Here is a 23,328-nt window from a genome sequence, read left to right as displayed (position 1 = left end):
AAGCACTTTGCCGTCGCCCGAGCGCCGCCTACCCCGCGTTCAACCGCGCCACCTGCGCCACGTAAGCCAGCCGATCCGCATGCTCGAGATCCAGCAGGTCGTCCAACGACCAGTGGAAGTGGTAGGCCAAGTACGCGACTTCCTCGTGGATCCGGTCGGCCGCGTACGTCACGATTCCCCCAGGCGGCCACCGGCGAGATCCACCACGAAGCCCTCCTGGCACGACGGGCAGGTCACGGCCGCCCGGGTGTGCCCCTCCGCGTTGATCCGCCGGTAGAAGTCCTGCAGGAACGCCAGGTCCGACGCGAACAGGTCTTCGACGATCCCCGGATGTATCTCGTCGAGCGTCCCCAGCCGGGTCAGCACGCGCGAGATCAGCACCACCGACAGGTACGCCGGGTTCTCCCGAACCCGGTCGTCCCGCAGCGGCACGAGTTCGTCCCGCGCGGTGGCGAGCCGCATCGTGCCGCTGCGGTGCACGACACCCCGGGCGTCGACGTACCCCCGCGGCAGCTCGAAGTCGAACTCGGTGCGCAGTGCCCGCGGCGGTCCCGCGGACACCGGTGCCGGCGCCGTCGCGTCGTCCGGCAGCTCGCCGACCGGGGCCGTCGCGCCGATCGTGCGGCGCACTACTCGACCTCCAGGCTTTCGTACGTGATCACCAGCTTCTCGGTGATCACCGACGTGTCCCCGGCCTTCAGGGTGCTGATCTCCAGGGACTTGGGCCACGCGTTGATCAGCTTGTAGCGCTTGATCGGCAGGCCCTCGTAGTCGTAGACGATGATCGCGCCGTTGCGGCGCGCGCCGGTCATCCGGCCGAACCGCGAGTCCTTGACCCAGCGTTCGAAACTGCTGTCCTCGGTCAGGCCGCGGCTCACGGTGACCTCGCCCGCCTTCGGCTTGCCGGGGAGCTTCTTGACCGCGTACTTGCCGTCGAAGGTGTTCTGCTTCAGCTCGATGACGTCCTGCTCCATCTTCAGGCCGCTCACCTCGGTGATCTGCCTGATGAGCACGCTGTCGAACTCGAGGCCGAACGCGTGGCCTACCGAGCTGTCGAGATCGGGAAGTGGCATCCTGCTTCGCTCCTTCGGTTACTCGTCGATCCCGCCGGTGCCGCCGGAGAGCTGCGCCAGGCGGAACACCACGAACTCGGCCGGCTTCACCGGGGCGATCCCGATCTCGCAGACGACCTGCCCGGCGTCGATGCTCTCCGGCGGGTTGGTCTCGCGGTCGCATTTGACGTAGAAGGCCTCGTCGGGGGTGAGGCCGAACAAGGCGCCCTTGCGCCACTCGTTGACCAGGAACGCGGAGATCGTGCGCCGCACGCGGGCCCACAGCGCGTCGTCGTTCGGCTCGAAGACCACCCACTGGGTACCGGAGAGGATCGACTCCTCCAGGTAGTTGAACAGCCTTCGCACGTTCAGGTACCGCCACGCGGCGTCGCCGGACAGCGTGCGTGCGCCCCATACGCGAATGCCGCGTCCGGGGAAGGCCCGTATGCAGTTGACGCCGATCGGGTTGAGCAGGTCGTGCTCGCCCTTGGTGAGCGCGGTGGCGAGCGCGACCGCGCCGCGGACCACTTCGTTCGCCGGGGCCTTGTGCACGCCGCGTGTGTCGTCGTTACGAGCCCACACACCGGCCATGTGGCCGCTGGGCGGGATCATCACCTTGCGCCCGGTGGACGGGTCGAGGACGCGGATCCACGGGTAGTACAGCGCCGCGTACTTCGAGTCGAAGCCGGCGGTGTCGGTACGCCACGTCTTGAGCTGCTGCGGGCTCAGTGCGGGCGGCGGGTCGAGGATCGCGATGCGGTCGCCCATCAGCTCGCAGTGCGTGATGAGGGCTTGTTGGACGGCCGTCACCGTGTCCAGGTCGATCGCGCCGTTCTCGTAGGCGCTCATCAGGTCCGGGACGGCCACCATCGTGACCTCGTCGACGGCCTCCAGGCCGCTGAAGCCGGTGCGCTGATCCGCGTCGCCGACGTAGTCCTCGGCCGTCGGCGCGGCGAGCGCCCCGCCCGCGCCGGGCGGCGGGGCGAGGGCGACGGTCTGCGCGGCCGGACGCGCCGCCGCGGCACCGCGCGCGGCGGTCTCCTCGAGGTTCACGACCCGCGACCGCGCGTTGACCTGGGTCGCGGCATTGTCCTTGCCCTTGCGTGCGGTGACGGCCGGATACGTCTCGACGGGCTCCCCGTCCCGACGCACCACGAGCCGGAAGGCCTCCTGCGGCGGGCTCTCGCCCTCCGGGTCGCCGATCTCGACGGTGATGTCGCCGGTGACGCCGGGCAGCGTCCGGACCACATACGCGCCGAGCTGCGCTTGCGCGGCGGCCTCGACGGCGTCGGTGCCGTCGGCCGCGGACCGCGCGCCGATGCGGACGACGTAGCAGATCCCGCCTCCGTTGGCGAAGAATCCGTACACCGCCGACGCCAGATAGGTACCTTCGACGAAGTCGCCGAAAGTCGTGGTGAACTGGCTCCAGTTCGTGATCAGCACCGGCTCGTTCACCGGCCCCCGCTCCGCGAAGCCGATGAACGCCGCGACCGAGGTGCCCACTCCCTCGATCGGCCGCGAGCCGGACTCCATCTCCTCGATGTAGACGCCCGGCGACAGATACGACGGCATGTGGTGTCTTCCTCCCGTGCCTTCCCGCGCCCCCGACCGAGGCCATGGCCGAGTTGGATTGTCGCCACGAAACGGGATCTTGCGGAACGCCGCGGCGACCGCCCGGCCGTACACCGCGAACTGCCCGAACAGGCAAGCCCGCACCCAAAGCGGCCGCCTGCCGCGGGCACCGCTTCCGCGGTCGCGGCGGCTGCGGGCAGCCAACTGTGCCCACACGCCTGCCCGTGCGGCCTCGCCGCCGCCGGGCACGCACCCGCAGCGTGGAGGGCATGTGCGCCGGCAGCGAACGGGAGCGTGCGTGAAAGCCCCGCACGAGGACCGGGAGGTGCCCTCCCGGGACCCGCGCCCGCATGCCGCGAGCCCGCCGGAAACGGCATCCGCCGAGCCGGTCGCCGCCGCGTCGGCGTCGGCGCCCCGCCTCGACCGCCGCAGCGTCCAACGTCTCGCCGCGGGAGGCGCGGGCAACAAGGCGGTGGCCCGCCTCGTGGCGCAGCGCTATGCCCCGATCGTCAAGCCGCCGCCCGCACACGCCCCCGGCTTCCGCAAAACCCAGAACGAAGTCGCCGCCAAGAAGCGGCACATCGGCACGCACCACCCGGCGGCCACGGAGTCGAAGTCGGCCCAGGACGCCGCCGTCGCGCCCCCGGACGACAAGGAAGCGCAAGGCAAGGCGGCGCAGGCCGAGAAGATGAACGCGGCCAAGCCGGGCGGGTTCGACAAGGCCGCGTTCGTCAAAGCGGTCAACGAGGCAATCGCCAAGCAGGCCCCGAAGAACCTCGACGAGGCCGACAAGTTCTCCGGCTCCGGCAAGGCCGAGAAGGTCAAGGGCGAAGTCGACGGGCAGGTCGGCCAGGGCAAGGAGAAGTCCGCCAAGGACATCGCGACGACCACCAAGGCCGCGCCGGACACGTCCAAGGCCAAGGACAAACCGGTCACCCCGATGCAGCCGGACCAGGCACCCGCCAACCCTGGTGCCCCGGACCCGGCGGGCGCGGTGCCCGACAAGCAGCCCGCCGCGGTGACCGACTTCTCGGAGGGGAAGCAGGACACCGACCGGCAGATGGCCGATGCGGAGGTCACCGACGACCAGTTGAAGAAGGGCAACGAGCCCGAGTTCGACGATGCGCTGTCAGCGAAGAAGGAGGGCGAGCAGCACTCCGCGAAGGCCCCGACGCAGGCCCGCACCGCCGAGGACAAGCAGCGCGACGCGGCCAAGCAGGGCGCGGCGGCGGTCGGCGCGCAGGCCGTCGAGAAGCTCACCGCTACGCGGCAGCAGGCGGGCAAGGCCGTCGACGGCGGCAAGGGCGACACCAAGTCGAAGGACGAGCAGAAGCGCGCCGAGGTCACCGCGAAGCTCCAGAAGGTCTTCGACGCCACCAAGAAGGACGTCGAGTCGACGCTGTCGGGCCTCGACAAGCTGGTCGACGACAAGTTCGACGCCGGCGAGAAGGCCGCCCGGGACGCCTTCACCGCCGACCACAAGCGGCGGATGAAGGCGTACAAGGACAAGCGCTATTCGGGCTTCACCGGGAAGCTCAAGTGGGCGAAGGACAAGCTCCTGGGCATGCCGGCCGAGGCGAACGAGATCTTCGCCGAGTCACGCAAGCTCTACGTCGCGAAGATGCAGGGCGTCATCTCGGACGTCGCCGACGTCATCGGCACCGAACTCGGCAAAGCCAAGGACCGCATCTCCCAAGGACGCCGGGACCTCAAAGCCGAGGTCGACAAACTCCCCGCCGACCTCAAGAAGTTCGGCGAGGACGCCGCGAAGGACTTCGCCGGGAAGTTCGACGACCTCGACTCCCAGGTCGACGAGAAGTCCCAGCAGCTCGTCACCGACCTCGCCCAGAAGTACACCGACGCGCTCAACAAGATCGACGAGGAGATCAAGAAGCTCCAGGAGGAGAACAAGGGCCTCTGGGACAAGGTCAAGGACGCCGTGGTGGGCGTCATCAAGACCATCATGGAGCTGAAGGACATGCTCCTCGGGGTCCTGGCCAAGGCCGCGAGCGCGGTCATGAAGATCATCAAGGACCCGATCGGCTTCCTCAAGAACCTCGTCTCGGCGGTCGGCGACGGCCTCCAGCGGTTCCTGCAGAACATCGGCGACCACCTGAAGAAGGGCCTGGTCTCCTGGCTGCTCGGGGTGTCGGCGAGTTCGGGCATCGAGATCCCGTCGAAGTTCGACCTCAAGGGCATCATCGGGCTCATCGCCTCGCTGCTGGGGCTGACCTGGGAGAACATCAAGTCCCGGATCACCCGCAAGGGCGTCCCCGACCAGGCGATGACCGCGGTGGAGTCCTCGGTGCCGGTCGCGTCGGCGCTGGCCAAGGAGGGCCCGGCGGGCGCCGTCGACCACATCGCGGCGGAAGTCGGCGACCTCAAGGCGACGTTGCTGGAGAAGATCGCCGCGTTCCTGATCCCGACGGTCCTGATCGCCGGGATCACCTGGGTCATTTCCCTCTTCAACCCGGCGTCGGCGTTCGTGAAGGCCGTCAAGGCGATCATCGACATCGTCACGTTCATCGTGACGCAGGGCGCCCAGATCATCGAGTTCGTCAACACCGTCCTGGACGCCGTCATCGCCATCGCCGACGGCGGAGGCGGCGGCGTCCCGGCTCTGGTCGAGAACGCCCTGGCCAAGAGCATCCCGGTCCTGATCGGCGTCCTCGCCGCCCTGCTGGGCGTCGGCGGCCTCGCCGACAAAGTCAAGAAGGCCATCCAGTCCGTCTCGAAGCCGGTCAACCGGGCCATCGACAAAATCGTCGACAAGATCGCCGCGGCTGGAAAGCGGATCTGGAACAAGCTCAAGGCCAAGCTCAAGCCCACGAAGGACAAGCTCAAGGCCGGCAAGGACAAGCTCAAGGACAAGTACGCGTCGGGCAAGCAGAAACTGAAGGACAAGTTCGGGCGCAAGGACAAGAAGGGCCCCGGCAAGAAGGATCGGGACAAGCAGGACGACGAGCCGCAGAACACCGGCAAGGGCAAGAACGACAAAGACGGCAAGGACGAGAAGGACGGCGGCAAGAAGGATCCCGATGTCCGCGCCAAGGTCGTCGCCGAACTCGAAAGCAGGCTCTCCGGGGAAAACGAACCGGGCGCGGTCTCTCCGGTCATCCACGGTGTGTACGCCAAGTACCGCAAGGCCGGGCTCAAGGAACTCGATGTCCAGCCGATCGCGAATGCACCGGGCAAGTACCGGATCTACGTCACGGCAAGTCCGAAGCTGCCCGCGCTCACGGCGCGGATCCAGCTCAAGAACCGGCACCTCAAGATGTCGTTCACGGCCAAGGACCTCGACTTCGCGAACATGGACACGCCCACCGCAGCGGCGGGGAGCCTCCGACTCGGCGGGGTCGACATACCGCTCGGCATACGGCGCAGCGGTAAAACCGCCATCGACCCGAAAGCCGACGACTGGCATCACGCCGAAGCCAAGTTGATCCGAGACGTCCTCATCGTGCTCCGGAAGCTGAAATCCGGGAATCTGCCGCACGTCGACCCCGCCCTCGTCGCCAAAATGGTCGCCAATCAGCCGCTGAGCGGCGATTTCACCATCAAGGTGACCCGCAGTCCGTGCGAGCCGTGCGGGGAGAAGATCGGCGGCTTCGACGGCTTGGCGCGACAGGTGGCGGCGAATGTGAGCGTCCGGCCGGTGGTGTATTCGCTCGCGGCGTACAAGGGCAAGAACAGCACGGCGGCCCTGGACGGGCTGCAGGTCATGCGGCAAGCCGGTATCGAAGTGCGCGAAGACATTCTGGCGGACATGGCGTTCGACAAGCTCTACCAGCAGGGGCATCTCGCGACGAAGAACGCCGACAGCTCGCTGTTGATCCCCACCGACGCGTTCCAGGATCTGCTGCGCCGGTCGCACGACTTCGCGGCGACCCACGAAAAGAACCTCAAAGAACCGATCGTCAAGTTGGGCTGAGTCCCGCGATCTGCGAAAGTTGGCACCATGGATCTCGACCGTCTCCTGGACGACTCCGGCGACGAGGAGCTGACCCGGCTCACCGCATCCGGATGGAACCCGACCGAACGCCACCAGCTCGTCGGCGTGGCGGACTTCGAAATGGTCAACGCAGGCCTGCGGGTCCATCTGGACCACGAGGGATTCGCGCAGCGGGTCCTGTTCGAGTTCACTCGCGTCAGCGACGGCCGCGGCCTCCGCATCAGCGTGGAATACGGCGAGGAGGTCGAAGCCTTGGTCGCGCTGCTGGCCGACTGGCCGTCGCGGATCACCGTCGATAATTTCCGCGAGTTCGTCGGCGAGGCCGCGCGGCACTTCGCCGTCTATGCGGAGCCACCGGGCGCCGACGAGGACGACGAGTGGATTCCCGTCCGGCCCGATGGTGCCTAGTACTCCAGCTGTAGAGGTGGTCTTCATGCCTGGGATGTGGCTTGTCGCCGGTAATCGTCGCCGGTCTCGTCGACTACCAGCACCGCCTGGTCGTCGTGCAGGTGCTCCACCACGTAACCGCACACGTCGTCGCGGACCTGATCGGCATCCCATGTGGCCCTGCTCAACAGGTGCTGCATGCCGTCCGGAGTGGTCTCGCCCGCCCACTCGGCGATGGTCCAGCAGTTCTTTCTCGGCAGGTCCGACAACAGCCCGAGTACCAACCGCGCCGCCCTGCGCCGGGGTTCGACCCGGGTGAAGCGCCCCGCGATCCGGCCCATCAAGCCCTCGAACGCATCCCGCCGGCGGGCGGGATCTACGCTGTGACATGGGGCCACCGTCTCTTCGTTGGTCCACACAACTCACGACGATCACCGGTGGCCACAGCCGCCTTCTCACCGGCTCTGACAGCCAACGTCACGATCTGTGGCTGGAGTGGGCGGCGGCCGAAGGGGCGATGCAGGCACGCCGTCCCGTGTCAGGAGGACATATGCGACGTGGCGAAGTCTGGTGGGCAGATTTCGACGAGCAGACGGCAGTCGTACTGCTGTCGGGAGAAGAGGCGTCCGGTTTCTTGGCGATGCAGGTCGTCGCTCCCGCAGGCACCGATATCAGCGGCGTGGCCGTTGAGGTGGCAGTAGGTGCCCCCGAAGGACTGCCTCTCGAAGGCGTCCTTAGAGTCGCACTTCCACGTCCCGGCCTCATCCCTTGCACGTGGCTGGTCACCCTGGCCAGGGAGGACCTGCTCGGGCAGGCGGGCGTGCTGCCGTCCGCGAAGCTCGGCGAGATCGAGGAGGCCCTTCGTCTCGGTGGGCTCAAGTAGGCCGAGAGGGACGGACACCGCCGATGGCACGGCCGGTCTTGTCGAGATGGTCAACGGTGGCCGCGCCATATCGGCGGCGCCTCCACTCGCAGGATCACGATCTACAGCTGGAGTACTAGGCCGTCAAGAGGTCCATGTACGGCCCGAATTCGTGGGGCAAGGTGAGTCTGCCCAGTTTCTGGTACTCGCGTTGGATGGCGTGGATCAGGTGGGGCATGGTGACCGGGGTGCCGGCGTCGGCTGCGAAGTAGGCGGCGGTGACGGCGATGGCGCGGATGTTGCCGCCGGCGAGTTCGAAGGACTTGGCGCAGAAGTCGAGGTCGAGGTCGGCCGCGCGCGGGAGGGAGCCGCCGAGGCAGCGGTCCCACAGCCGGCGGCGGTCGTGCTCGTCGGGCACGGGGAAGTCGACGACGAGGTCGAGGCGGCGGGTGAAGGCGTCGTCGAGGTTGGCGCGCAGGTTGGTGGCGAGGATGGCCAGCCCGTCGAAGGACTCCATGCGTTGCAGGAGGTAGGCGCTTTCCACGTTGGCGTAGCGGTCGTGGGCGTCCTTGACCTCGGAGCGTTTGCCGAAAATGGCGTCGGCTTCGTCGAAGAGCAGGACGCCGTTGACGCCGGCGGCTTCGGAGAAGATGCGTTCGAGGTTCTTCTCGGTCTCGCCGACGTACTTGTCGACGACGGTGGCCAGGTCGACCGTGTAGAGGTCGAGGCCCAGGTCCGCGGCGATGACCTCGGCGGACATGGTCTTGCCGGTGCCGGAGTCGCCCGCGAACAGCGCGGCGACGCCGCGGCCCCGGCCGCCGCCCGGGCGCATGCTCCAGTCGCCGAGGACGCGGTCGCGGTGCCGGGCGCGGGCGGTCAGTTCGCGGAGCCGGTCTTTGGTGCCGCGTGGGAGGACGAGGTCGTCCCAGCCCACCTCGGGGGTGATCCGCCGCGCGAGCCGGTCGAGTCCGGCGGCGTTCTGCGCGCGGGCGCCGTGCCGGATGTGCGCGAGAGTGAGCGGTCCGGTGTCGAGGACGGACTGCTGGGCGGCGGCGTGCGCGGCCGCGGCGACCTGCGCGGGGGTCAGCAGGAACGGTGCCAGGGCTGCCTCGATGTCGACGTCGACCGGCGCGGGGCCCGGGTAGGCGTGGTGCCACAGGTCCGCGCGGCCCCCGGGGGCGACGCGCGGGGCGGCGAGGTGCAGCGGGGGGCGGGCCGACCACGAGGCGTCCCAGGGCAGGCGGCCGACCAGGGCGATGGGGAGGTCCGGGGCGGCGGTCAGGTTCCGGACGACCGCGGTGTGCTCCCGGGCGACGACGTCGAGGGGTGCGCAGACCAGTCCCGCGTGGGTGAGTCGGGCTTCGCGTACCGCGGCATCCACCACGTCGTGGTGGTGCGGGTCGCGGGCAAGGGCGTCGAGGTCGAGGCAGAGTGCGCCGTAGCCGGCCGCGGCCAGCGCTTGAAGGGCCAACGCCGTGCCCGCGCCGCCCTGTTCCTCGCGCAGGTAGGCGAGACCGACGCCGGAGGCGAACACGCGGGCGAGCGGCGCCGGGTCGCCGACCGCCCCGGGGCCCGCCCAGTCGGTGAGCAGTCCGGTCAGCCGCGGGTCGGGGGCGTCGTCGCCGAGCAGGTGCGAGGTGACCCGGTCGGGGACGCGCAAGGCCCGGGTGAGAAAAGGGCGTTCGGGGTCTTCGACGGTGACGAGGCGGTGCGCGCGAAGCGGTGCGTGGGCGTTGAGGCGCGCCCGGGCTCCGGCGTCGGCCGGGGAGACGCCGCAGAGGGCGAGGGCGAGGCCGATGGAGGGGCGGCGGCGGGTGACGTCGTCGTTGAGGTAGCCGTAGAAGGACTCGAAGCGTTCGTCGAGGTCCGGGATCAGAGTGATCAACAGGATCTCGACGTCGAGGGGGGTCAGGCCGAAGTCCCGGGCGAGGCGGAGCAGACGGGAGGACGCGGGTGCCTCCGCTTCCACCGCGGCGAGGCGGTCGGCCGCGTCCGGGGCCGGGGGTTCGGGCGAGCGGCGGGTGGCGAGGAGGCGGGCGACGGCGTCGTCGCTGAGGTAGAGGCCGCGGAAGGCGTCGTCGGGATCAGGGTCGTCGGCTTGGCGGCGCTCGACCTCGCGGCGTACCCGTTCCTCGACGAGGACGACGCGAGCGAGCAAGTGCCGGAGGCCTGTGGCGTCGCCGGGGTCCGTCATGTCTTCCCCTTCGGCGCGCCGCCGGAGCGCCGGGTCATGGCCCGGCGGGCGCGCTCGCGGTCGGTGCGGCCGTAGACGGGCTTCTCCTCGGGGCTGCCGGGGGCCGGGCGCGGCGGCGGGGCGAAGCCGTCCAGGGACACCTGCATGCCTTCCCCGGCGGGCGGTCCGGCGGCGTACACCGGCGAGGCGGTCACCGGGACACTCACCACCACGTCCAGGGACGGCTTGAGTTCCCCGCCGAGCGCGCTCCACACGTCAGCGAACGAGCGGTCCTCGGGCGGCGGCAGTGCGATGGACAGCGGTACGGGCACGCCGAGTTCGGCGAGCGTCCCGGCGATCCGCTCCTTGGGCAGCGCCTCGTAGCGCAGCATGCAGGCCAACAGCTCGGACAGCAGCCGGTGTTCGTCCTCGGGTCGGCGAGTCCACGCGGTCAGCAGGTACGACAGCTTGAAGTACCGTGGCGGCCGGCGGCGCGCGACCACGATCCCCTGCTCGTCGTACTCGTTGTAGAGCCCGCGTTCGCGGCGCCGCATGTCCTCGCGGATGTCGTACAGGTACAAGTTGACCGTCGGCGCGTTGACCTTCGCCGCCCAATCGCGCGTGGGCGCGTCGAACACCACCGACACCGAGGTCCGGTCCAACGCCTCGGCGCGCAGCAACGCCCGGAGTGCGTCGTCGACTTCGTGGATCACGCGCGGCTCACCCCGCCGCCGGGGCCGCGCCCAGCCCCGGCGGCTGGTCGTTGCGCGGCACCACGAGCACCGGCACCTGCGCGGACGGCGAACCCGACTGCCCGACCACGAGGTTGCGCGGCCCGACCCGGTCCTTGCGCAGGATCAGCACCTGCGCGTCGAAGCCGCCGCCGGCCGGCACCACGGTCGGCGCGGCCGTGGCGGTGATGCCGGCGTCCCACGCGAACGTCAGCGTCGTGCCAGGCGGGAAGTCCGTGCCGTGCACCTGCACGACCTGCCCGGTGGACGCGACCGCGGGCGACACGGTGAGCTGCGGTTGCAGCACGGTGACCGGCGCTGTCGCGGTGTTGTCGGCGGGGTTCGGATCCGGCTGCCCGGCGGCGACGCCGCCGCGCAGCGTGCCGTTCCGCACCGGGCCGGTGTAGACGAGGTCCTGGACGACTTCGAGGCGCCCGCCGGCGGCCAGCGAGCACGGGTTCTGCCGGGTGCACGCCGACTGCGGGCGGGCGTCGAGCGTGCCGGGCGCCGCCGCCGGGGGCGCGTCGCCGGAGACGACGATGCCGGTGGCGGTGTCGGGACCGGCGTTGGTCACGGTGTACCGCACGGTGACCGGCGTCCCGGTGTAGCCGGGCGTCGGGGCGACCGCGACCGCCACGGTGACGTCGGCGGACGGCGGAGGCGGTGGCGCGGGCGGTTCCGGGGCCCGGGTGACGGTGAAGGTGGCCGTGGCGCGGCCGGTGTTGCCCGAGGCGTCCGCGGCGGCGCAGACGACGGTCGTCGTCCCGACCGGGAAGACCGTGCCGGACGGCGGGGCGCAGGTCACCGGCAACGGGCCGCCGATCGCGTCCACTGCCGTGGCGGTGTAGTCGATGCGTGCGCCCGGCTGGTCCCACCCGGCCACCGCGCGCCGGTTGTCGACGGTGACGACCGGCGGGGTGACGTCCGCGACGGGGATGGTGATGCTCTGCCGCAGCCGCGGCTCGCCGTCGTCGCCCGGCCCGACCACCTGCTGCTCGGGGGTCTCGGCGCCGATCACGAACTGCACGGTGCACGTCAGTTCGGTGCCTTGCGGGGCATTCCCGTCGACGGCGACGGTCTCCTTGAACGTGGCGTCCTGCCCGCTGGTCACCGTGCGGGTGGGCGGGGCGAGGGACACCGAAACCGACGGCGGGCAGTCCACGAGCCGGTAGCCCACGGTGGTGGGCAGGTTGGCGAGGCCGTCGGCGATCGTGTCGGCGACCTTCGCGGGGTCGATGCCGCGGAACAGCTTGCCGTTGGTGGCGTTCACCAGCGTGGTCGCCTGGTTCGGGTCGTGCAGGGGATCGTCCTTGTAGCCCTTGCCGTTGTCGCCGTTGCCGTTGAGGCCGTCGCCGATGTCGGTGGCCACGTCGACCGCGATGACCCGGATCCCGCGCTGCTTGGCCGCCCGGATGGCGTCGGCGAGCGAGTGGCTCTTGCTCGGGTCGTGGCTCGACGCGTCGCCGACCAGGACCACGATGGGGCTGGACCCGGCCCGGAACTGCGTGCCGCCGCCGGCCCCCTGGGCGATCTGCCAGACGGCGTTGATCCAGTCCTCGGACGGGCCTTTGCTGTAATTCCCGCGCGTCGCGTCGAGCTTGCCCACGCCGCGCTCGACCGCGTCCAGGTCGTAGGTGAGCGGCTGGAAGAGCTGGAACACCCGCTCCTTGTCGACCTCCTGGTCCCCGAACGTGGCCACGGCGAACCGCGAATCGGGCTGGCTCGCCCGTACTTTGCCGGTGATGGTGCCGATGTCCTTGCGCACGTCGTCAATGGACGGCTGCATGCTGGCGGTGCCGTCGACGAGCAGCACGATGTCGGGGCGCGGCGGGATGGCGGGGGTGCGGACCCTCTTGTCGACGACCGTGGACGTGCCGGGCTTCAGGGGGAGATCGACGGCATGGGGGATGACGGCGGGGGCCGGGGGGTCGGGCTGCTGCGTGGAGGTGCCGGTGGCGGTCGGACTGCCGGACGTGGGGGCGGTGGTGGTCGGGAGCGCGGTGGTCGGCGGGATGGTGGTCTGCGGAATGGTGGTCGGAGTGCCGAGGCCGGTGCCGGTGGGCCGGGGCGTCGTCGGCGTGCCGGATCCGGGACCGCTCGTGCCGGGTCCGCCGGGTCCACCGGTCGCGGTGCTTCCCGGCGTCGTCCCCGACGCGCCCGTCGTGGTCGGCCACGGCGACCCGGGGCCCGGCCACCCGCCGGGCGAGCCGCCGGGGCCCACGCCCACGGTCAGGCTGACGCTCAGCGCGGTCCCGCAGATCGAGACGAGCACGAGCACGACGGCCACGGCATCGGCGCGGAAGGCCCGGCCGGGGAAATGGTGGTACGACAGCGGTCCCCCGGGCCAGACACGTCGCCGCCGCACAGCGCCCCCTCCGCGTTCGGTACCCGACCCCACCAGCTTCCCGGCGCGGGCGGCCGGCGCGCAGCGTGGACCCGGACAGTGCGGAGGGAACGGCGCATGGTCCGCAGGGGCAATTCCGGCCCGACGGTCCCCGGCTCCCCATACCGTTCACTCGTCCGAGTGGAACCGCTTTCACGCCTGGTCCCGCGTGTAGCAGGCTTGCCGTCGCCCAACCATCACGTGCGAAAACCCAGCCCCGGAGGCCGGCATGGCGAACATCCCGAGCGATCGCCTGTACAGCAGGGACCACGAATGGGTCCTCATCGAGGGCGACCGGATCCTGATCGGCCTGACGGATTTCGCCCAGCGCCAGCTCGGCGATGTGGTCTTCGTCGAGGTCCCCAACGTGGGCGACCGTTTCGAGGCCGGCCAGCCGTTCGGCAGCGTGGAGTCGGTGAAGGCCGTGTCGGAGATCTACGTGCCCTTGAAGGGCGAGGTCGTCGAGGTGAACGAGTTCTTGAACGAAAGCCCCGAGCAGGTCAACGACGACCCCTACGGCGACGGCTGGCTGATCCGGCTCCGCACCGACGGACCGGCGAGCCCGGACGGCCTGCTCGACGCCGCCGCGTACGCCGACTACCTGAAGGAAGAGGCGGCGGACTAGGGCGACGTGTCCTTCGCGTTGCCCTTTGTCGGCCGTGCCGGCCGCCCATGCCGCGGCCGTCTGCCGGAAGGCCGGCGTCGAACCGCGGACGGGCGGCCGGTAGGGGTCCGCGTCCGGTCACGAGTCCGGCGTCAGATCAGCCCCTGCCGCAGCGCATATGCCACCGCATGAGCCCGGTTGCGCAAGTGCAGGCGGGAGATGATCCCGTGCAGCACGTTCTTGATGGTGCGTTCCGAGTACGACAGCTTGGTGGCGATGTCGGCGGTCTCGTAGCCCTCCGCAATCAGGCGTAGCACCTCGATTTCGCGTTCCGCGAGGCCGTTGACGTTGAGGCCGAGCGGTCCGAGGACTTGGCCTTGCAAGCGGCCGACCTGTTCCAGCAGCCGGCCGAGCAGGTCCGCGGGGACGCTGCCTTCGCCGCGGGCGACCGCGCGGATCACGTTGGTGAGGCGTTCCGGGGTGGCGTCGGTGCGGCGGATGATGCCCGCGACGCCGCATTCCGCGGCGCTGACCAGGTGCTGGTCGTCCAGGTGCGAGGCGACCAGCACGACGCGGGAGGACGTGGTGCGTTTGACGTTCCGCAGTTCCCGCAGCGCGTTGTCGTCGACGTGGTCGACCACGACCACGATGACCACCGCGGACTCTTCCTCTTCCCCTTTGTGCAGGGACAGTTCCGGTCTGGCCCGGACCTGGCTGGCCAGTCCCGCCTCCAGGACCGGATCCTGCGCCCGCAGTCCGACCGTGATGCGTTCCACCGCTTCCTCCCCGTGGTCTTCCCGTCCGTCTTCCCGTCCTCTCCCCACCGCCCCCGGTCGGCTCGCCCGTGCGGGCAGCCGTCGGAATCCGGGGAGCGGTGCCCGCTGCCCGGATTCCGGACTCGCAGTATGCCGAAAAGCGGTCCACGAGCGGTCAACAAGCGCTCAACGGCGGGGACTCGACGGGCATCCCCGGTGCCCGAAAGTGTTCCTCGCGCACTCCTGCCAGGGGCACCCGCCCGCCCCTACGGTGCGGTTCATGAGTGCTACGGCAACCCTGGACACGCCGGAGGTCTCCGTCGAGCCGGGCGGCGCGGCCGACGTCCCCCTGCAGATCCGCAACTCCGGCAGCACCGTCGAGGAATACCGCTTCGAGGTGGTCGGCCCGTGCGCGGCGTGGACGACGGTCGAACCGGACCGCGTGTCGCTGTACCCGGAGACGGCGGAGACCGTCACGGTGCGGCTGCGGCCGCCGCGCGACCCGGGCACGGCCGCCGGCGAAGCGCCGTACGGGATCCGAGTCGTGCCGACGAACAACCCGGACACCGCGGTCGTCCCCGAGGGCACCGTGACCGTCCTGCCGTTCACCGAGATCACCGCGGAACTGCTCCCGCGGTCATCGCAGTCCGCCCGAAAGGGCAAGCACCGCGTCGCGGTCGACAACCGCGGCAACACACCGGTCACCGCGAAGCTGGTCGCGCAGCCGGGCGGCCGGGGTGCCGTGCCGCGGTTCGCCAAGGCCGAGTTCGCCATTCCGCCGGGGCGCGCGGAGTTCGCGGACGTCGGCATGCGGCCGACGAAGCTGGTGTGGTTCGGGCCGCCGCGGACGCACCCGTTCCAGATCGCGGTGTCGACGGCGATGGCGGCGGCCGCCGCTCCCACGACGGCACCGGGCGCCACGGACGGCGCCAAGCCCGGCGAGCCCGCCGCTGCCCCGGCGCCCCCGCCGCCCGCCTCGGCCCCCGCCTCGCCGCCCGCCTCGCCGCCCCCGCCGCCCTCGCCGTCCGGCGAGGCACCGCATACTCCGGCGCCGGTGACCGTGCTGCTGGACGGGACGTTCGAGCAGCGCGCGCTGCTGCCCCGGTGGACGCCGCGCGCCCTGATCGCCCTGGTCGTCGTCGCCGGCCTGCTGGTCGGCCTGTGGTTCGGCGTGCTCCGCCCGACGGTGCGCTCAGCCGCGCGCGACGCGGTCACCCCCGATGTGGTCAACGCCGCGCAGGAGAAGGCGCAGAACCCGGAAGGCAAGGGCGCGACACCGTCCCCGGGCGCCAACGGCGGTGCCAACGGCGGGCAGTTGAACGGCGGCGGCTCAGGCGGCTCCGGCGGCGGCAGCCCGCGCCCCGGCCAGAGCGGCGGACAGCCCGGCCGGAACCCGGACGGCGATCCGGGGCAGCCCGGCGGCGGGGCGCCCGGCGGTGCGGCGAGCGCCAAGCCCACGAGCGCGCGTCTCGAAGTCACGGATGCCGCAGGCGGGGACAGCAGTTCGTCGGCGTACGAGGTGCCGGCCGGACAGGCTTTCGAACTCACCGACCTGGTCGTGCAGAACCCGCAAGGCGACGCGGGCACGCTGGTCATCGCCAACCAGGACAAGCCGATTCTGAGCCTGGCGCTGGAGAACTTCCGCGACCAGGACTACCACTTCGTCACCCCGGTCGTGGTGCCCGGCGGCGCGTCGCTGACCATGACGGTGAACTGCGCCCAGGTCGGCCGCCCGGTGGCGGCCCCGGCGCCGTCGGGGTGTGTGGAATCGCTGCTGCTGGGCGGGATATTGAAGCCGGGGGCGTAGCGGCGCGAGGCAGCGCGGAGCCCGATCCGGGTCCCGAGGCGAGACCGCCTCGGGACCGGGCCGGTTGCCTACGCGGCTCGTCGCTCCGCCGACTCGGGCACCGGATCGGATCCTGGCGCGGCTTGTCACTCCGCAGGCTCGTCCTCTTCCTCGTCCGACTTGTCCTCCGCCCGCTGAACGAACGCCCCCTGTACGTCCGCCGGTTCCTCGTCCTCGTCTTCTTCGCGCTGCACCGCCGCCGCGGTCGCGGCCCCCTCGGCGCCTTCGTCGACGGCCCGCTGCACCGGTGCCGACGGTCCCGCGGGTGCGGCGGCCACGCTCGTTGCGCCCGTTCCGACGTCCGGCGTGGGCGCGGTCGGGGCCGGGAGGGACATCACCCGGTCCGCGTTGGCCACCGCCTCCCGCTCGAACCGGTCCGACGGGTCGCTCACGCGGATGCCGCCCGCGGTCTGCGTGCCCTCCACGGGTCCGCTGCGCTGCTGAACGACGTGGGTGAGTTCGTGCGCGAGCATCGTCTTGCCGTCGTGCGAGGCCGGGTCGTACATGCCGCGCTGGAACACCACGTCGCTGCCGACGGTATAGGCGTGCGCGCCGACCTCGGTGGCCGATTCGTGGGCCCGCCCGTCCGTGTGGATGCGCACGTCCCCGAAGTCGGCGCCGAGCCGGGCTTCCATGTCGGCGCGGGTGTCCCCGTCCATCGGCGCGCCGCCGCCCGACCCGACGACCTCGTGCACGCGCGACCGGGGCGCGGGTTCCGCGGCGGCCCGCTGTGCCGCGGGCGCGCGCTCCTTCTCGTCGTCGGCCAGCATCGCCCGCACGGCGCCGTTGCCCGCGGCCCGCTGCAGGCTGCTCAGGCCCGCGCGCCCGACCACGTCCGGTCGGCCGAGCGCTGCCGCGCGGTACACCAGGGCGGCGTGCTCGTGGTCGTGTTCCGGGCCGGCGCGGGTTCCCGTCCGGTCCTCGTCGTGGTCGTGGTCGTGGTCGTGCGCGCGCATGGACACCTCCGGGGCCCCTCGGCGAACCGCCCTCCCCACGACCCTCCGCGCGTGCCGCCCCGCCGTCCATCCCGCGGTGCCCTGCTCCCGGACACCGCGGCTTGCCCGCAAGGGCACCGGATCACGCAGGCCGGCTGACCGTCTTCGTCTCGGTGTACTCGCGCAGGCCTTCCAGGCCCTGCTCCCGGCCGATGCCGGATTCCTTGAACCCGCCGAACGGGCCGAGCGCGCGGGCGCCGTTCACCGTGACCTGCCCGGCGCGCAGCCGCTTGGCGACCCCGGCCGCGCGGTCGGTGTCCGCACCCCACACCGAGCCGACCAGGCCGAACCGCGAGTCGTTCGCGAGCGCGACGGCTTCTTCTTCGTCGCGGTAGGGGATGACCGCGAGGACCGGTCCGAAGACCTCGTCCTGCGCGATCCGCATGTCGTTGGCGACGCCGGTGAGGATCGTCGGCGCCAGGTAGTTGCCCGTACCCGGCCCTTCCACGCGGGTGCCGCCGTAGGCGACGGTGGCGCCGTCGGCCACCGCGTCGGCGATGTCGGCGAGGACGCGGTCGGTCTGCGCGGGGCTGATCAAGGGGCCCATGTCGCTCGTGTCGTCGAGCGGGTCGCCCACGCGGACCTTCTCGGCGGCCGCCACCAGGCGCGCCACGATGTCCTGTTCGCGGTCCGCGGGGACGAGCAGGCGGCTCTGCAGCAGGCAGGCCTGCCCGGCGTGGCGCAGGCAGCCGTCGAAGAGCGCGCGGGCGGCGAGCGTGTCGTACGCGGCGTCGTCCAGGTCGCCCAGGTGGATCGCCGCGGACTTGCCGCCGAGTTCGAGGACCAGCCGCTTGAGGGTGCCCGCCGCGTCCGCGGCGATGGTCTTGCCGACGGCGGTGCTGCCGGTGAACGAGATCATGTCGACACGCCGGTCGGCGGTCAGCGCCTGGGCGGCTTCCAGAGACGTGGTCGGCACGATGTTGACCACGCCCGCCGGGATATCGGTCTCGTTCGCCACGATCCACGCGAGCGCCACCGCGGCCAGCGGGCTGAGCGGCGACGGCTTGAGGACGAGCGTGTTGCCCGCGGCGATGGCCGACGCGACCTTCGTGAGGTTGAGGGTGTGCGGGTAGTTCCACGGGGTGATGGCCGCGACGACGCCGTGCGGTTCGTGCACGAGGGTGCCGGACGCGCCGGGCGCGGCCAGCTCTTCCTCGGCGGGCACGAGCGCGAGCTGCGCCGCCCCTGCGGTGATCATCGCGGCCGCCATGACCTGGCCGGGCCGGTCGTTGGCGACGCCCCACTCGACCCGGGCGAGGTGGTCGAAGAACGGCTCGTGCCGCTTGAGCGCCTCGGCCAGCTGCGTCAGGCACGCGGATCGCTCGGCGCCCGACATGCGCGGCCACGGCCCGGCGTCGAACGCGCGGCGGGCGGCCTCGACGGCGGCCGCCATGTCCGCGGTGTCGCCGTCCGGCACGGTCGCGAACGCGGCCCCGGTGCCCGGCGACACGTCGTCGAACCGGCCGAGCCCGCCGGACCGCCACGCGCCGTCGACGAGCAGGCCGGTGGTTTCGAGGGCGTCGAGGCTCAGGTGCACGGATTAACCCCTGTCAGGTAGTACGGCGTCCTGCGGAGGCTAAACCCAATCCCTTGAGGTTGATCGAATCAAGCACCAACTGTGAGAGAGAGCACCCGCCGTTCCCACCCGGGCCCCCACGGCCCTGCGGCCGCGACCGACCGCGACGGATCACGACCATCCGCGACCGACTGCGACCGGCCCTGACCGGCCCAGACACCGGCCCAGACCGGCCCCGACCGGCCCCGACCGGCCCCGCCTGGCTACATCGAGGCGCCCGCCGTGGCGGCGCCCGGCGACGGCTGGTCGGTGCCGCAGTACTTGCACTTGCTCGCGGCCTTCGGCAGGTCCTCGGACAGGCACGCGGGGCAGGTCTTCTCCGGGCCGTCCTCCTTGAACACGCTCACGCCGCGCCGCTGCTGGTACGACTTGTACGGCAGCACGATCAGGAAGAACACGACCGCCATGAAGATGATGAAGTAGATGACCGCCGAGATGAACTGGCCGATGTTCAGGTAGGTCGCCACGTTGCCGGACTTGCCGAGCTGCCAGCCCAGTCCGACCGACGAACCGCCCTGGAACCGGGTGACGATCGGGTTGATCACGAAGTCCGTGAAGGCCTTGATCAGGGTGCTGAACGCCAGCGCGATGATCAGGGCAACGGCAACCGTGACGATGTCGCCCCGCATGAGGAAGCCTTTGAAACTTTTGAGCACAATCGCCACCCACCTAAGCCCGAATTAATACGACTTTTCGGGCTCAGATTGCCAGTTGATATCCCGATAATCGGTTCAACTCGCCGAAAGTACCCGGGCAATCCCCCGACCGGCGGAACCCGGCCGCGGGCGCCCCGTCAGTCGCTCGCGGCGGCCGGAAGCCGTGCCGCGATCGCGTCCAGGAGCAGGTCGAGCGCGAAGGGGAAGGCCCCGTGCTGCATTTCCGCGTCGAGCAGCGGCATGGTGGCGGCGATGTTCGGGTGGGTTTCCGGGGCGAGTTTCGCGTAGGTGCCCTGCCAGACCTCGCGGTCCGCGGCCAGGGCGTCCGGCGGGAGGCTCAGCGCCGCGGCGTGCTGGACGGCGAAGGCGAGGGTCTGGTCGGCCAGGGCGTGGTAGTACCGCACGGCATCGTCGTCCGGGAAGCCCGCCGCACGGAGCAGGCGCAGCAGGGTCTCGACGGCCTGGATCTCGTGGGCGCGGCCGGTGGTGCGGTGCCCGGCGAGCGTGGCCGCCCGCGGGTGTTTGGCGTAGGCGGCGTGCAGGCGCAGGGAGAGGTCCCGTACATCGGCGCGCCAGTCGCCGGTCTCCGCCCAGCCTTCCTGGGCGTGGCCGAGGAGTTCGTCGGCGACCGCGAGCAGGAGGTCGTCGGTGTTGCGGAAGTACCGGTAGATCGAGGTCGGGTCCGCGCCGAGCGCGGCGCCGAGGCGCCGGACCGACAGGGCATCCGCACCGTGCTCGTCCACCAGCGCCAGCGCCGTCTCCACGATCAGCGCGTGCGACAGCACCGCCCCCTTCCGGGTCGGCCGTCGGCGCCGCCGCTGCGGCTCGGAAACCACACGCTCCGCCATACCCGCGACCTTACGGCACCCGGAGGCCTCCCCGGCCGCCGCCCGACTTATGTCAACGTCCTGGACCGCGACCCGTACACGGGCCCGGCCGACGAGATCGCCGCGACCCGCGTGGCGCGGACGTACGTCGGCGGAAGGCTCGTCCACGCGGCGGAGTGACCGCTGCGGCGGCCCCGGAGTGGACACCGGGCCGCCGGTTTGCCCCTCACCCTGCGTCAGGCCCGAAGCTGGGCCCGACGAAAGGGCACGGCATGTACTCCGTGGGGCAGGTTGCGGCGTTCGCCGAGGTGACGGTGCGGACGCTGCATCATGACGACCGAGCCGGACTGCTCTCCCCGAGCGGCCGCAGCGACGCCGGGTACCTGCGGTAGGACGCCACCGACCGCCCGTTTGCCGCAGATTCCGCACGGACACGGCGCGCATCGCGGGAGCCGAGGGCCGGCTGTGACACCGACGCCGGTCGATGGCCGGCCGGTCGAGCCACCCGTCACGAACCCGCCGCCCCCACCGCCCCCGCCTCCCGCAGGTGGGCGATCTCCGCGTCGCTCAGGCCGAGTTCGTCGCGGAGGACCTCGTCCGTGTGTTCGCCCAGCCACGGGACGCGGGTCTCCGGCTGTTCTTCGGCGAGGGACAGTTTGACCGGGTTTCCGGGGGTCAGGACCGGGCCGGGGACGTCGTCGGTGCGGTCCATGGCGACGAGCATGTCGCGGCTTTTGACGTGCGGGTCGGCGATGACGTCGGCGGGCGTGTTGACCGGCCCGGAGGCGATGCCCGCGGCGGTGAGGGCGGCGCACGCCTCGCGGCGGGTCTTGTCGGCGGCCCACGCCTCGATGCCGGGGCGGATGAGGTCGTCGAGGTGGTCGAACCAGTCCTGCGGGCCCGCCAGGCGCGGATCGTCGAGCCACTCGGTGCGGCCGACGAGGCGGGCGAGCGCCTCGAACATGTGCGGGCGGCCGCACTGCACGATCACGTAACCGTCGCGCGCCATGAAGGCGTCGTTGATCAGCGGGGCGAGGCCGCCGTGTTCGAGCCCCATCGACCAGTAGCCGATGCCGGTGTCGTTGAGCGCGATCATCGCGTCGTACATGGCGATGTCGACGTACTGGCCACGCCCGGTCGCCTCACGGTGCCGCAGCGCGGCCAGGACGCCGATGACCGCGAACAGCGCGGAACCGGTGTCGCCGAGGCCGCCGAGCGGCGACACGATTGGGGGCACGCCGGGCGGGCGCTTGAACTCGTACAGGCCGGCCATGCCTTCGACGACCGGCGCGTAGGCGGGCCAGGTCGCGTACGGCGTCTCCCGGGTGTTGCCGAACCCGGACACCGACAGGTACACCGCGCGCGGGTTGATCGCCGCGATGTCCTCGAACCCGAGACCGAGGCGCCGCGCGACGCCCGCCTTGAAGTTCTCGCACACCACGTCGGCCTTGGCCGCCAGCGCGTGGACGACCGCCAGCCCCTCCGGGTTCTTCAGGTCGACGGCGATGCTGCGCTTGCCGAAGTTGTTGCGCAGGAACGTGGCGCCCACCGGACGGCCGTCCGGATCGGCCATCGACGGCAGCGAGCCGCGGCCGGAGTCCCCGCCGTCCCTCGCCTCGACCTTGATCACCTCGGCGCCGAGCCGCGCCAGCATCTGGGTCGCGTACGGCAATGCCTGCATCTGCTCGACGGCCAGGACCCGCACGCCGTCCAGCGGCCTCCCGAACCCGCGCGGACCGCCGTCGCCCTCCACCTCGGTGTACGCCGCCTCGCGGTACGCCGCACTCTCCGCGTTGCCCCAGCCGCTCATGGCACTCCCGTCGTCCGCCGAACTCCGGTGGTCATCCTGCCCAGGACAATCGCATAGTGATCGCGATGTCGTGTTCCTCATACGGTTCTCACCGCCTTCTCATCCGCGGCCGGGATGCTGGCGCCATGACCGAACACGACATGAACCGGCGGCGTTTCCTGGCCCTCGGGGCGGGCGCGGCGGCGACCGGACTGGCCCTGACCGCCTGCAGCGACTCCTCCGGGGGCGGGAAGGACGGCGCGGCGGGCGGTGCGCAGCCGAGCGCGAGCGTGTCCGCGGGCGGTTCCGCCGGGACGACGCAGTGCGTGCTGTCCACGAACGTCACGCAGGGCCCGTACTACCTGGACAAAGCGCTGGTCAGACGCGACATCCGGGAAGGGAAGGCCGGGGTGCCGCTCACCGTGCGCCTGACCGTGCAGGACACGACGGCCTCGTGCAATCCGGTGGCGGGCGCCGCCGTGGAGATCTGGCACTGCGACGCGTGGGGGTACTACTCGGGCTACACCACGGCGAGCCCGGGCGGGAACGCGCCGGCGGAGAGCGAGGACACCGGCGGCGCGAACGACAAGACGTATCTGCGCGGCTACCAGATCGCGGGTGCGGACGGAGTCGTCGAGTTCACCACGATCGTGCCGGGCTGGTACACGCCGCGCGTCACGCACATCCACGTGAAGGTGCACACCGGCGGCCAGCAGGCCGACGGCACCTACCAAGGCGGCAAGACGAACTTCACCGGGCAGTTGTTCTTCGACGACGCGATCGGCGAGGCGGTCTACAAGCTCGCCCCGTACACCCGGCACACCGGCACGCCGACCAAGCTGGCGGGCGACATGGTCTACACGGGCGGCGGCACGAAGGACGGCCTGATGACGGTCACGGCGGTCGACTCCGCCAATCCCGCGGCCGGGTACGTCGGCACGCTCACCCTCGGCATCGACCCGTCGGCGAACCAGACGGACGGCGGCGGCGGGCAGGCTCCGGGCGGCGCATCGGGCGGCGGGGCACCCGGCGGACAACCGCCCGGGGGCGGACAACCGCCGACCGGTCAACCGCCCACCGGACGACCCCCGCAGGGCGGGCAACCGCCGGAAGGCGCACAGCCTCCGGCCGGATAGCGCGCGCGGCCGGGTCCGGCCGCTTCCGCCCT

The 23,328-nt window shown here is 71.3% G+C and carries 19 protein-coding genes and 2 pseudogenes; 7 read left to right on the top strand and 14 right to left on the bottom strand.

Translation table 11 applies throughout. From position 1 onward, the window contains the following. Positions 1-28 precede the first annotated feature (28 nt). Genes ACPA54_RS29035 through ACPA54_RS29020 form a run of 4 tightly spaced genes read right to left on the bottom strand, consistent with a single transcriptional unit; the run spans position 29 to position 2,624 of the window. Positions 29-172 (bottom strand): DUF6760 family protein, encoded by a 144-nt coding sequence (locus tag ACPA54_RS29035; RefSeq protein WP_345678816.1) that lies wholly within the window; start codon positions 170-172, stop codon positions 29-31. After that, positions 169-630, bottom strand: a complete 462-nt coding sequence (locus tag ACPA54_RS29030; RefSeq protein ID WP_423534343.1) for a hypothetical protein — start codon at positions 628-630, stop codon at positions 169-171. The genes ACPA54_RS29035 and ACPA54_RS29030 overlap by 4 nt, the downstream gene beginning before the upstream one ends. After that, positions 630-1,073 carry a phage tail protein gene (locus ACPA54_RS29025; protein ID WP_423534342.1) on the bottom strand — a complete coding sequence of 148 codons (444 nt, stop codon included), beginning with the start codon at positions 1,071-1,073 and terminating at the stop codon, positions 630-632. Before ACPA54_RS29025 ends, ACPA54_RS29030 begins: the two co-directional genes overlap by 1 nt. Before the next feature lie 18 nt (positions 1,074-1,091). Continuing rightward, positions 1,092-2,624 carry a phage tail sheath family protein gene (locus ACPA54_RS29020; RefSeq protein ID WP_423534341.1) on the bottom strand — a complete coding sequence of 511 codons (1,533 nt, stop codon included), beginning with the start codon at positions 2,622-2,624 and terminating at the stop codon, positions 1,092-1,094. A gap of 298 nt (positions 2,625-2,922) precedes the next feature. On the opposite strand from ACPA54_RS29020, the gene ACPA54_RS29015 reads away from it, so the two are divergent. Beyond that, positions 2,923-6,555: a hypothetical protein gene (locus ACPA54_RS29015; RefSeq protein ID WP_423534340.1), complete on the top strand. Its 3,633-nt coding sequence runs from the start codon at positions 2,923-2,925 to the stop codon at positions 6,553-6,555. Between the two features lie 27 nt (positions 6,556-6,582). Further along, entirely contained in the window at positions 6,583-6,984 is a 402-nt protein-coding gene (locus ACPA54_RS29010; protein WP_423534339.1) for a hypothetical protein, read from the top strand. A gap of 56 nt (positions 6,985-7,040) precedes the next feature. Here the strand turns inward: ACPA54_RS29010 and ACPA54_RS29005 are convergent. Further along, positions 7,041-7,304: pseudogene (locus ACPA54_RS29005) on the bottom strand (transposase); the annotation flags it as partial. A 209-nt stretch (positions 7,305-7,513) separates the two neighbouring features. Between ACPA54_RS29005 and ACPA54_RS29000 the strand changes: the two are divergent. Then, positions 7,514-7,846 carry a type II toxin-antitoxin system PemK/MazF family toxin gene (locus ACPA54_RS29000; RefSeq protein ID WP_423534338.1) on the top strand — a complete coding sequence of 111 codons (333 nt, stop codon included), beginning with the start codon at positions 7,514-7,516 and terminating at the stop codon, positions 7,844-7,846. Between the two features lie 115 nt (positions 7,847-7,961). Here the strand turns inward: ACPA54_RS29000 and ACPA54_RS28995 are convergent, their stop codons facing one another. From ACPA54_RS28995 to ACPA54_RS28985, 3 genes are read right to left on the bottom strand one after another with little or no spacing between them, the layout of a single operon-like run. Beyond that, entirely contained in the window at positions 7,962-10,019 is a 2,058-nt protein-coding gene (locus tag ACPA54_RS28995) for an ATP-binding protein (RefSeq protein WP_423534337.1), read from the bottom strand. Continuing rightward, positions 10,016-10,711 carry a Pvc16 family protein gene (locus tag ACPA54_RS28990; protein ID WP_423534336.1) on the bottom strand — a complete coding sequence of 232 codons (696 nt, stop codon included), beginning with the start codon at positions 10,709-10,711 and terminating at the stop codon, positions 10,016-10,018. Before ACPA54_RS28990 ends, ACPA54_RS28995 begins: the two co-directional genes overlap by 4 nt. Positions 10,712-10,718: 7 nt before the next feature. Continuing rightward, a complete protein-coding gene (locus tag ACPA54_RS28985; protein ID WP_423534335.1) occupies positions 10,719-13,094 on the bottom strand; it encodes a VWA domain-containing protein in 2,376 nt (791 codons plus the stop codon). A gap of 247 nt (positions 13,095-13,341) precedes the next feature. On the opposite strand from ACPA54_RS28985, the gene gcvH reads away from it, so the two are divergent. After that, on the top strand, positions 13,342-13,737 hold the full coding sequence (gene gcvH, locus ACPA54_RS28980; protein WP_423534334.1) for a glycine cleavage system protein GcvH: 396 nt from the start codon (positions 13,342-13,344) through the stop codon (positions 13,735-13,737). A 131-nt stretch (positions 13,738-13,868) separates the two neighbouring features. Here gcvH and ACPA54_RS28975 read toward each other — a convergent pair whose 3' ends face one another. After that, positions 13,869-14,492, bottom strand: a complete 624-nt coding sequence (locus tag ACPA54_RS28975; protein ID WP_423534333.1) for a helix-turn-helix transcriptional regulator — start codon at positions 14,490-14,492, stop codon at positions 13,869-13,871. 259 nt (positions 14,493-14,751) lie between these two features. Here ACPA54_RS28975 and ACPA54_RS28970 point away from each other — a divergent pair, with 259 nt between their 5' ends. Beyond that, complete coding sequence (locus ACPA54_RS28970; protein WP_423534332.1) at positions 14,752-16,278, top strand: COG1470 family protein; 1,527 nt, start codon at positions 14,752-14,754, stop codon at positions 16,276-16,278. 125 nt (positions 16,279-16,403) lie between these two features. On the opposite strand, the gene ACPA54_RS28965 is transcribed toward ACPA54_RS28970, so the two are convergent. The 4 genes from ACPA54_RS28965 to ACPA54_RS28950 form a co-directional block, all read right to left on the bottom strand. Beyond that, positions 16,404-17,273 carry an eCIS core domain-containing protein gene (locus ACPA54_RS28965; RefSeq protein WP_423534331.1) on the bottom strand — a complete coding sequence of 290 codons (870 nt, stop codon included), beginning with the start codon at positions 17,271-17,273 and terminating at the stop codon, positions 16,404-16,406. Positions 17,274-17,394: 121 nt separating this feature from the next. Then, positions 17,395-18,849 carry an aldehyde dehydrogenase family protein gene (locus tag ACPA54_RS28960; RefSeq protein ID WP_423534330.1) on the bottom strand — a complete coding sequence of 485 codons (1,455 nt, stop codon included), beginning with the start codon at positions 18,847-18,849 and terminating at the stop codon, positions 17,395-17,397. 242 nt (positions 18,850-19,091) lie between these two features. Then, entirely contained in the window at positions 19,092-19,544 is a 453-nt protein-coding gene (locus tag ACPA54_RS28955; RefSeq protein ID WP_423534329.1) for a large conductance mechanosensitive channel protein MscL, read from the bottom strand. Positions 19,545-19,681: 137 nt separating this feature from the next. After that, positions 19,682-20,392, bottom strand: coding sequence for a TetR/AcrR family transcriptional regulator (locus ACPA54_RS28950; protein WP_423534328.1), 711 nt, complete (start codon positions 20,390-20,392; stop codon positions 19,682-19,684). Positions 20,393-20,643: 251 nt separating this feature from the next. On the opposite strand from ACPA54_RS28950, the pseudogene ACPA54_RS28945 reads away from it, so the two are divergent. Continuing rightward, positions 20,644-20,754 (top strand): annotated as a pseudogene (locus tag ACPA54_RS28945) (MerR family DNA-binding transcriptional regulator); the annotation flags it as partial. A gap of 125 nt (positions 20,755-20,879) precedes the next feature. Here the strand turns inward: ACPA54_RS28945 and ACPA54_RS28940 are convergent. Beyond that, positions 20,880-22,181 carry a CaiB/BaiF CoA transferase family protein gene (locus ACPA54_RS28940; protein WP_423534327.1) on the bottom strand — a complete coding sequence of 434 codons (1,302 nt, stop codon included), beginning with the start codon at positions 22,179-22,181 and terminating at the stop codon, positions 20,880-20,882. 125 nt (positions 22,182-22,306) lie between these two features. Here ACPA54_RS28940 and ACPA54_RS28935 point away from each other — a divergent pair, with 125 nt between their 5' ends. Beyond that, entirely contained in the window at positions 22,307-23,296 is a 990-nt protein-coding gene (locus ACPA54_RS28935; RefSeq protein ID WP_423534326.1) for an intradiol ring-cleavage dioxygenase, read from the top strand. Positions 23,297-23,328: the final 32 nt, after the last annotated feature.

The organism is Uniformispora flossi, assembly GCF_049534875.1.
GTDB lineage: Bacteria > Actinomycetota > Actinomycetes > Streptomycetales > Streptomycetaceae > Yinghuangia > Yinghuangia aomiensis.
This window is presented reverse-complemented; position numbering and strand designations above follow the sequence as displayed.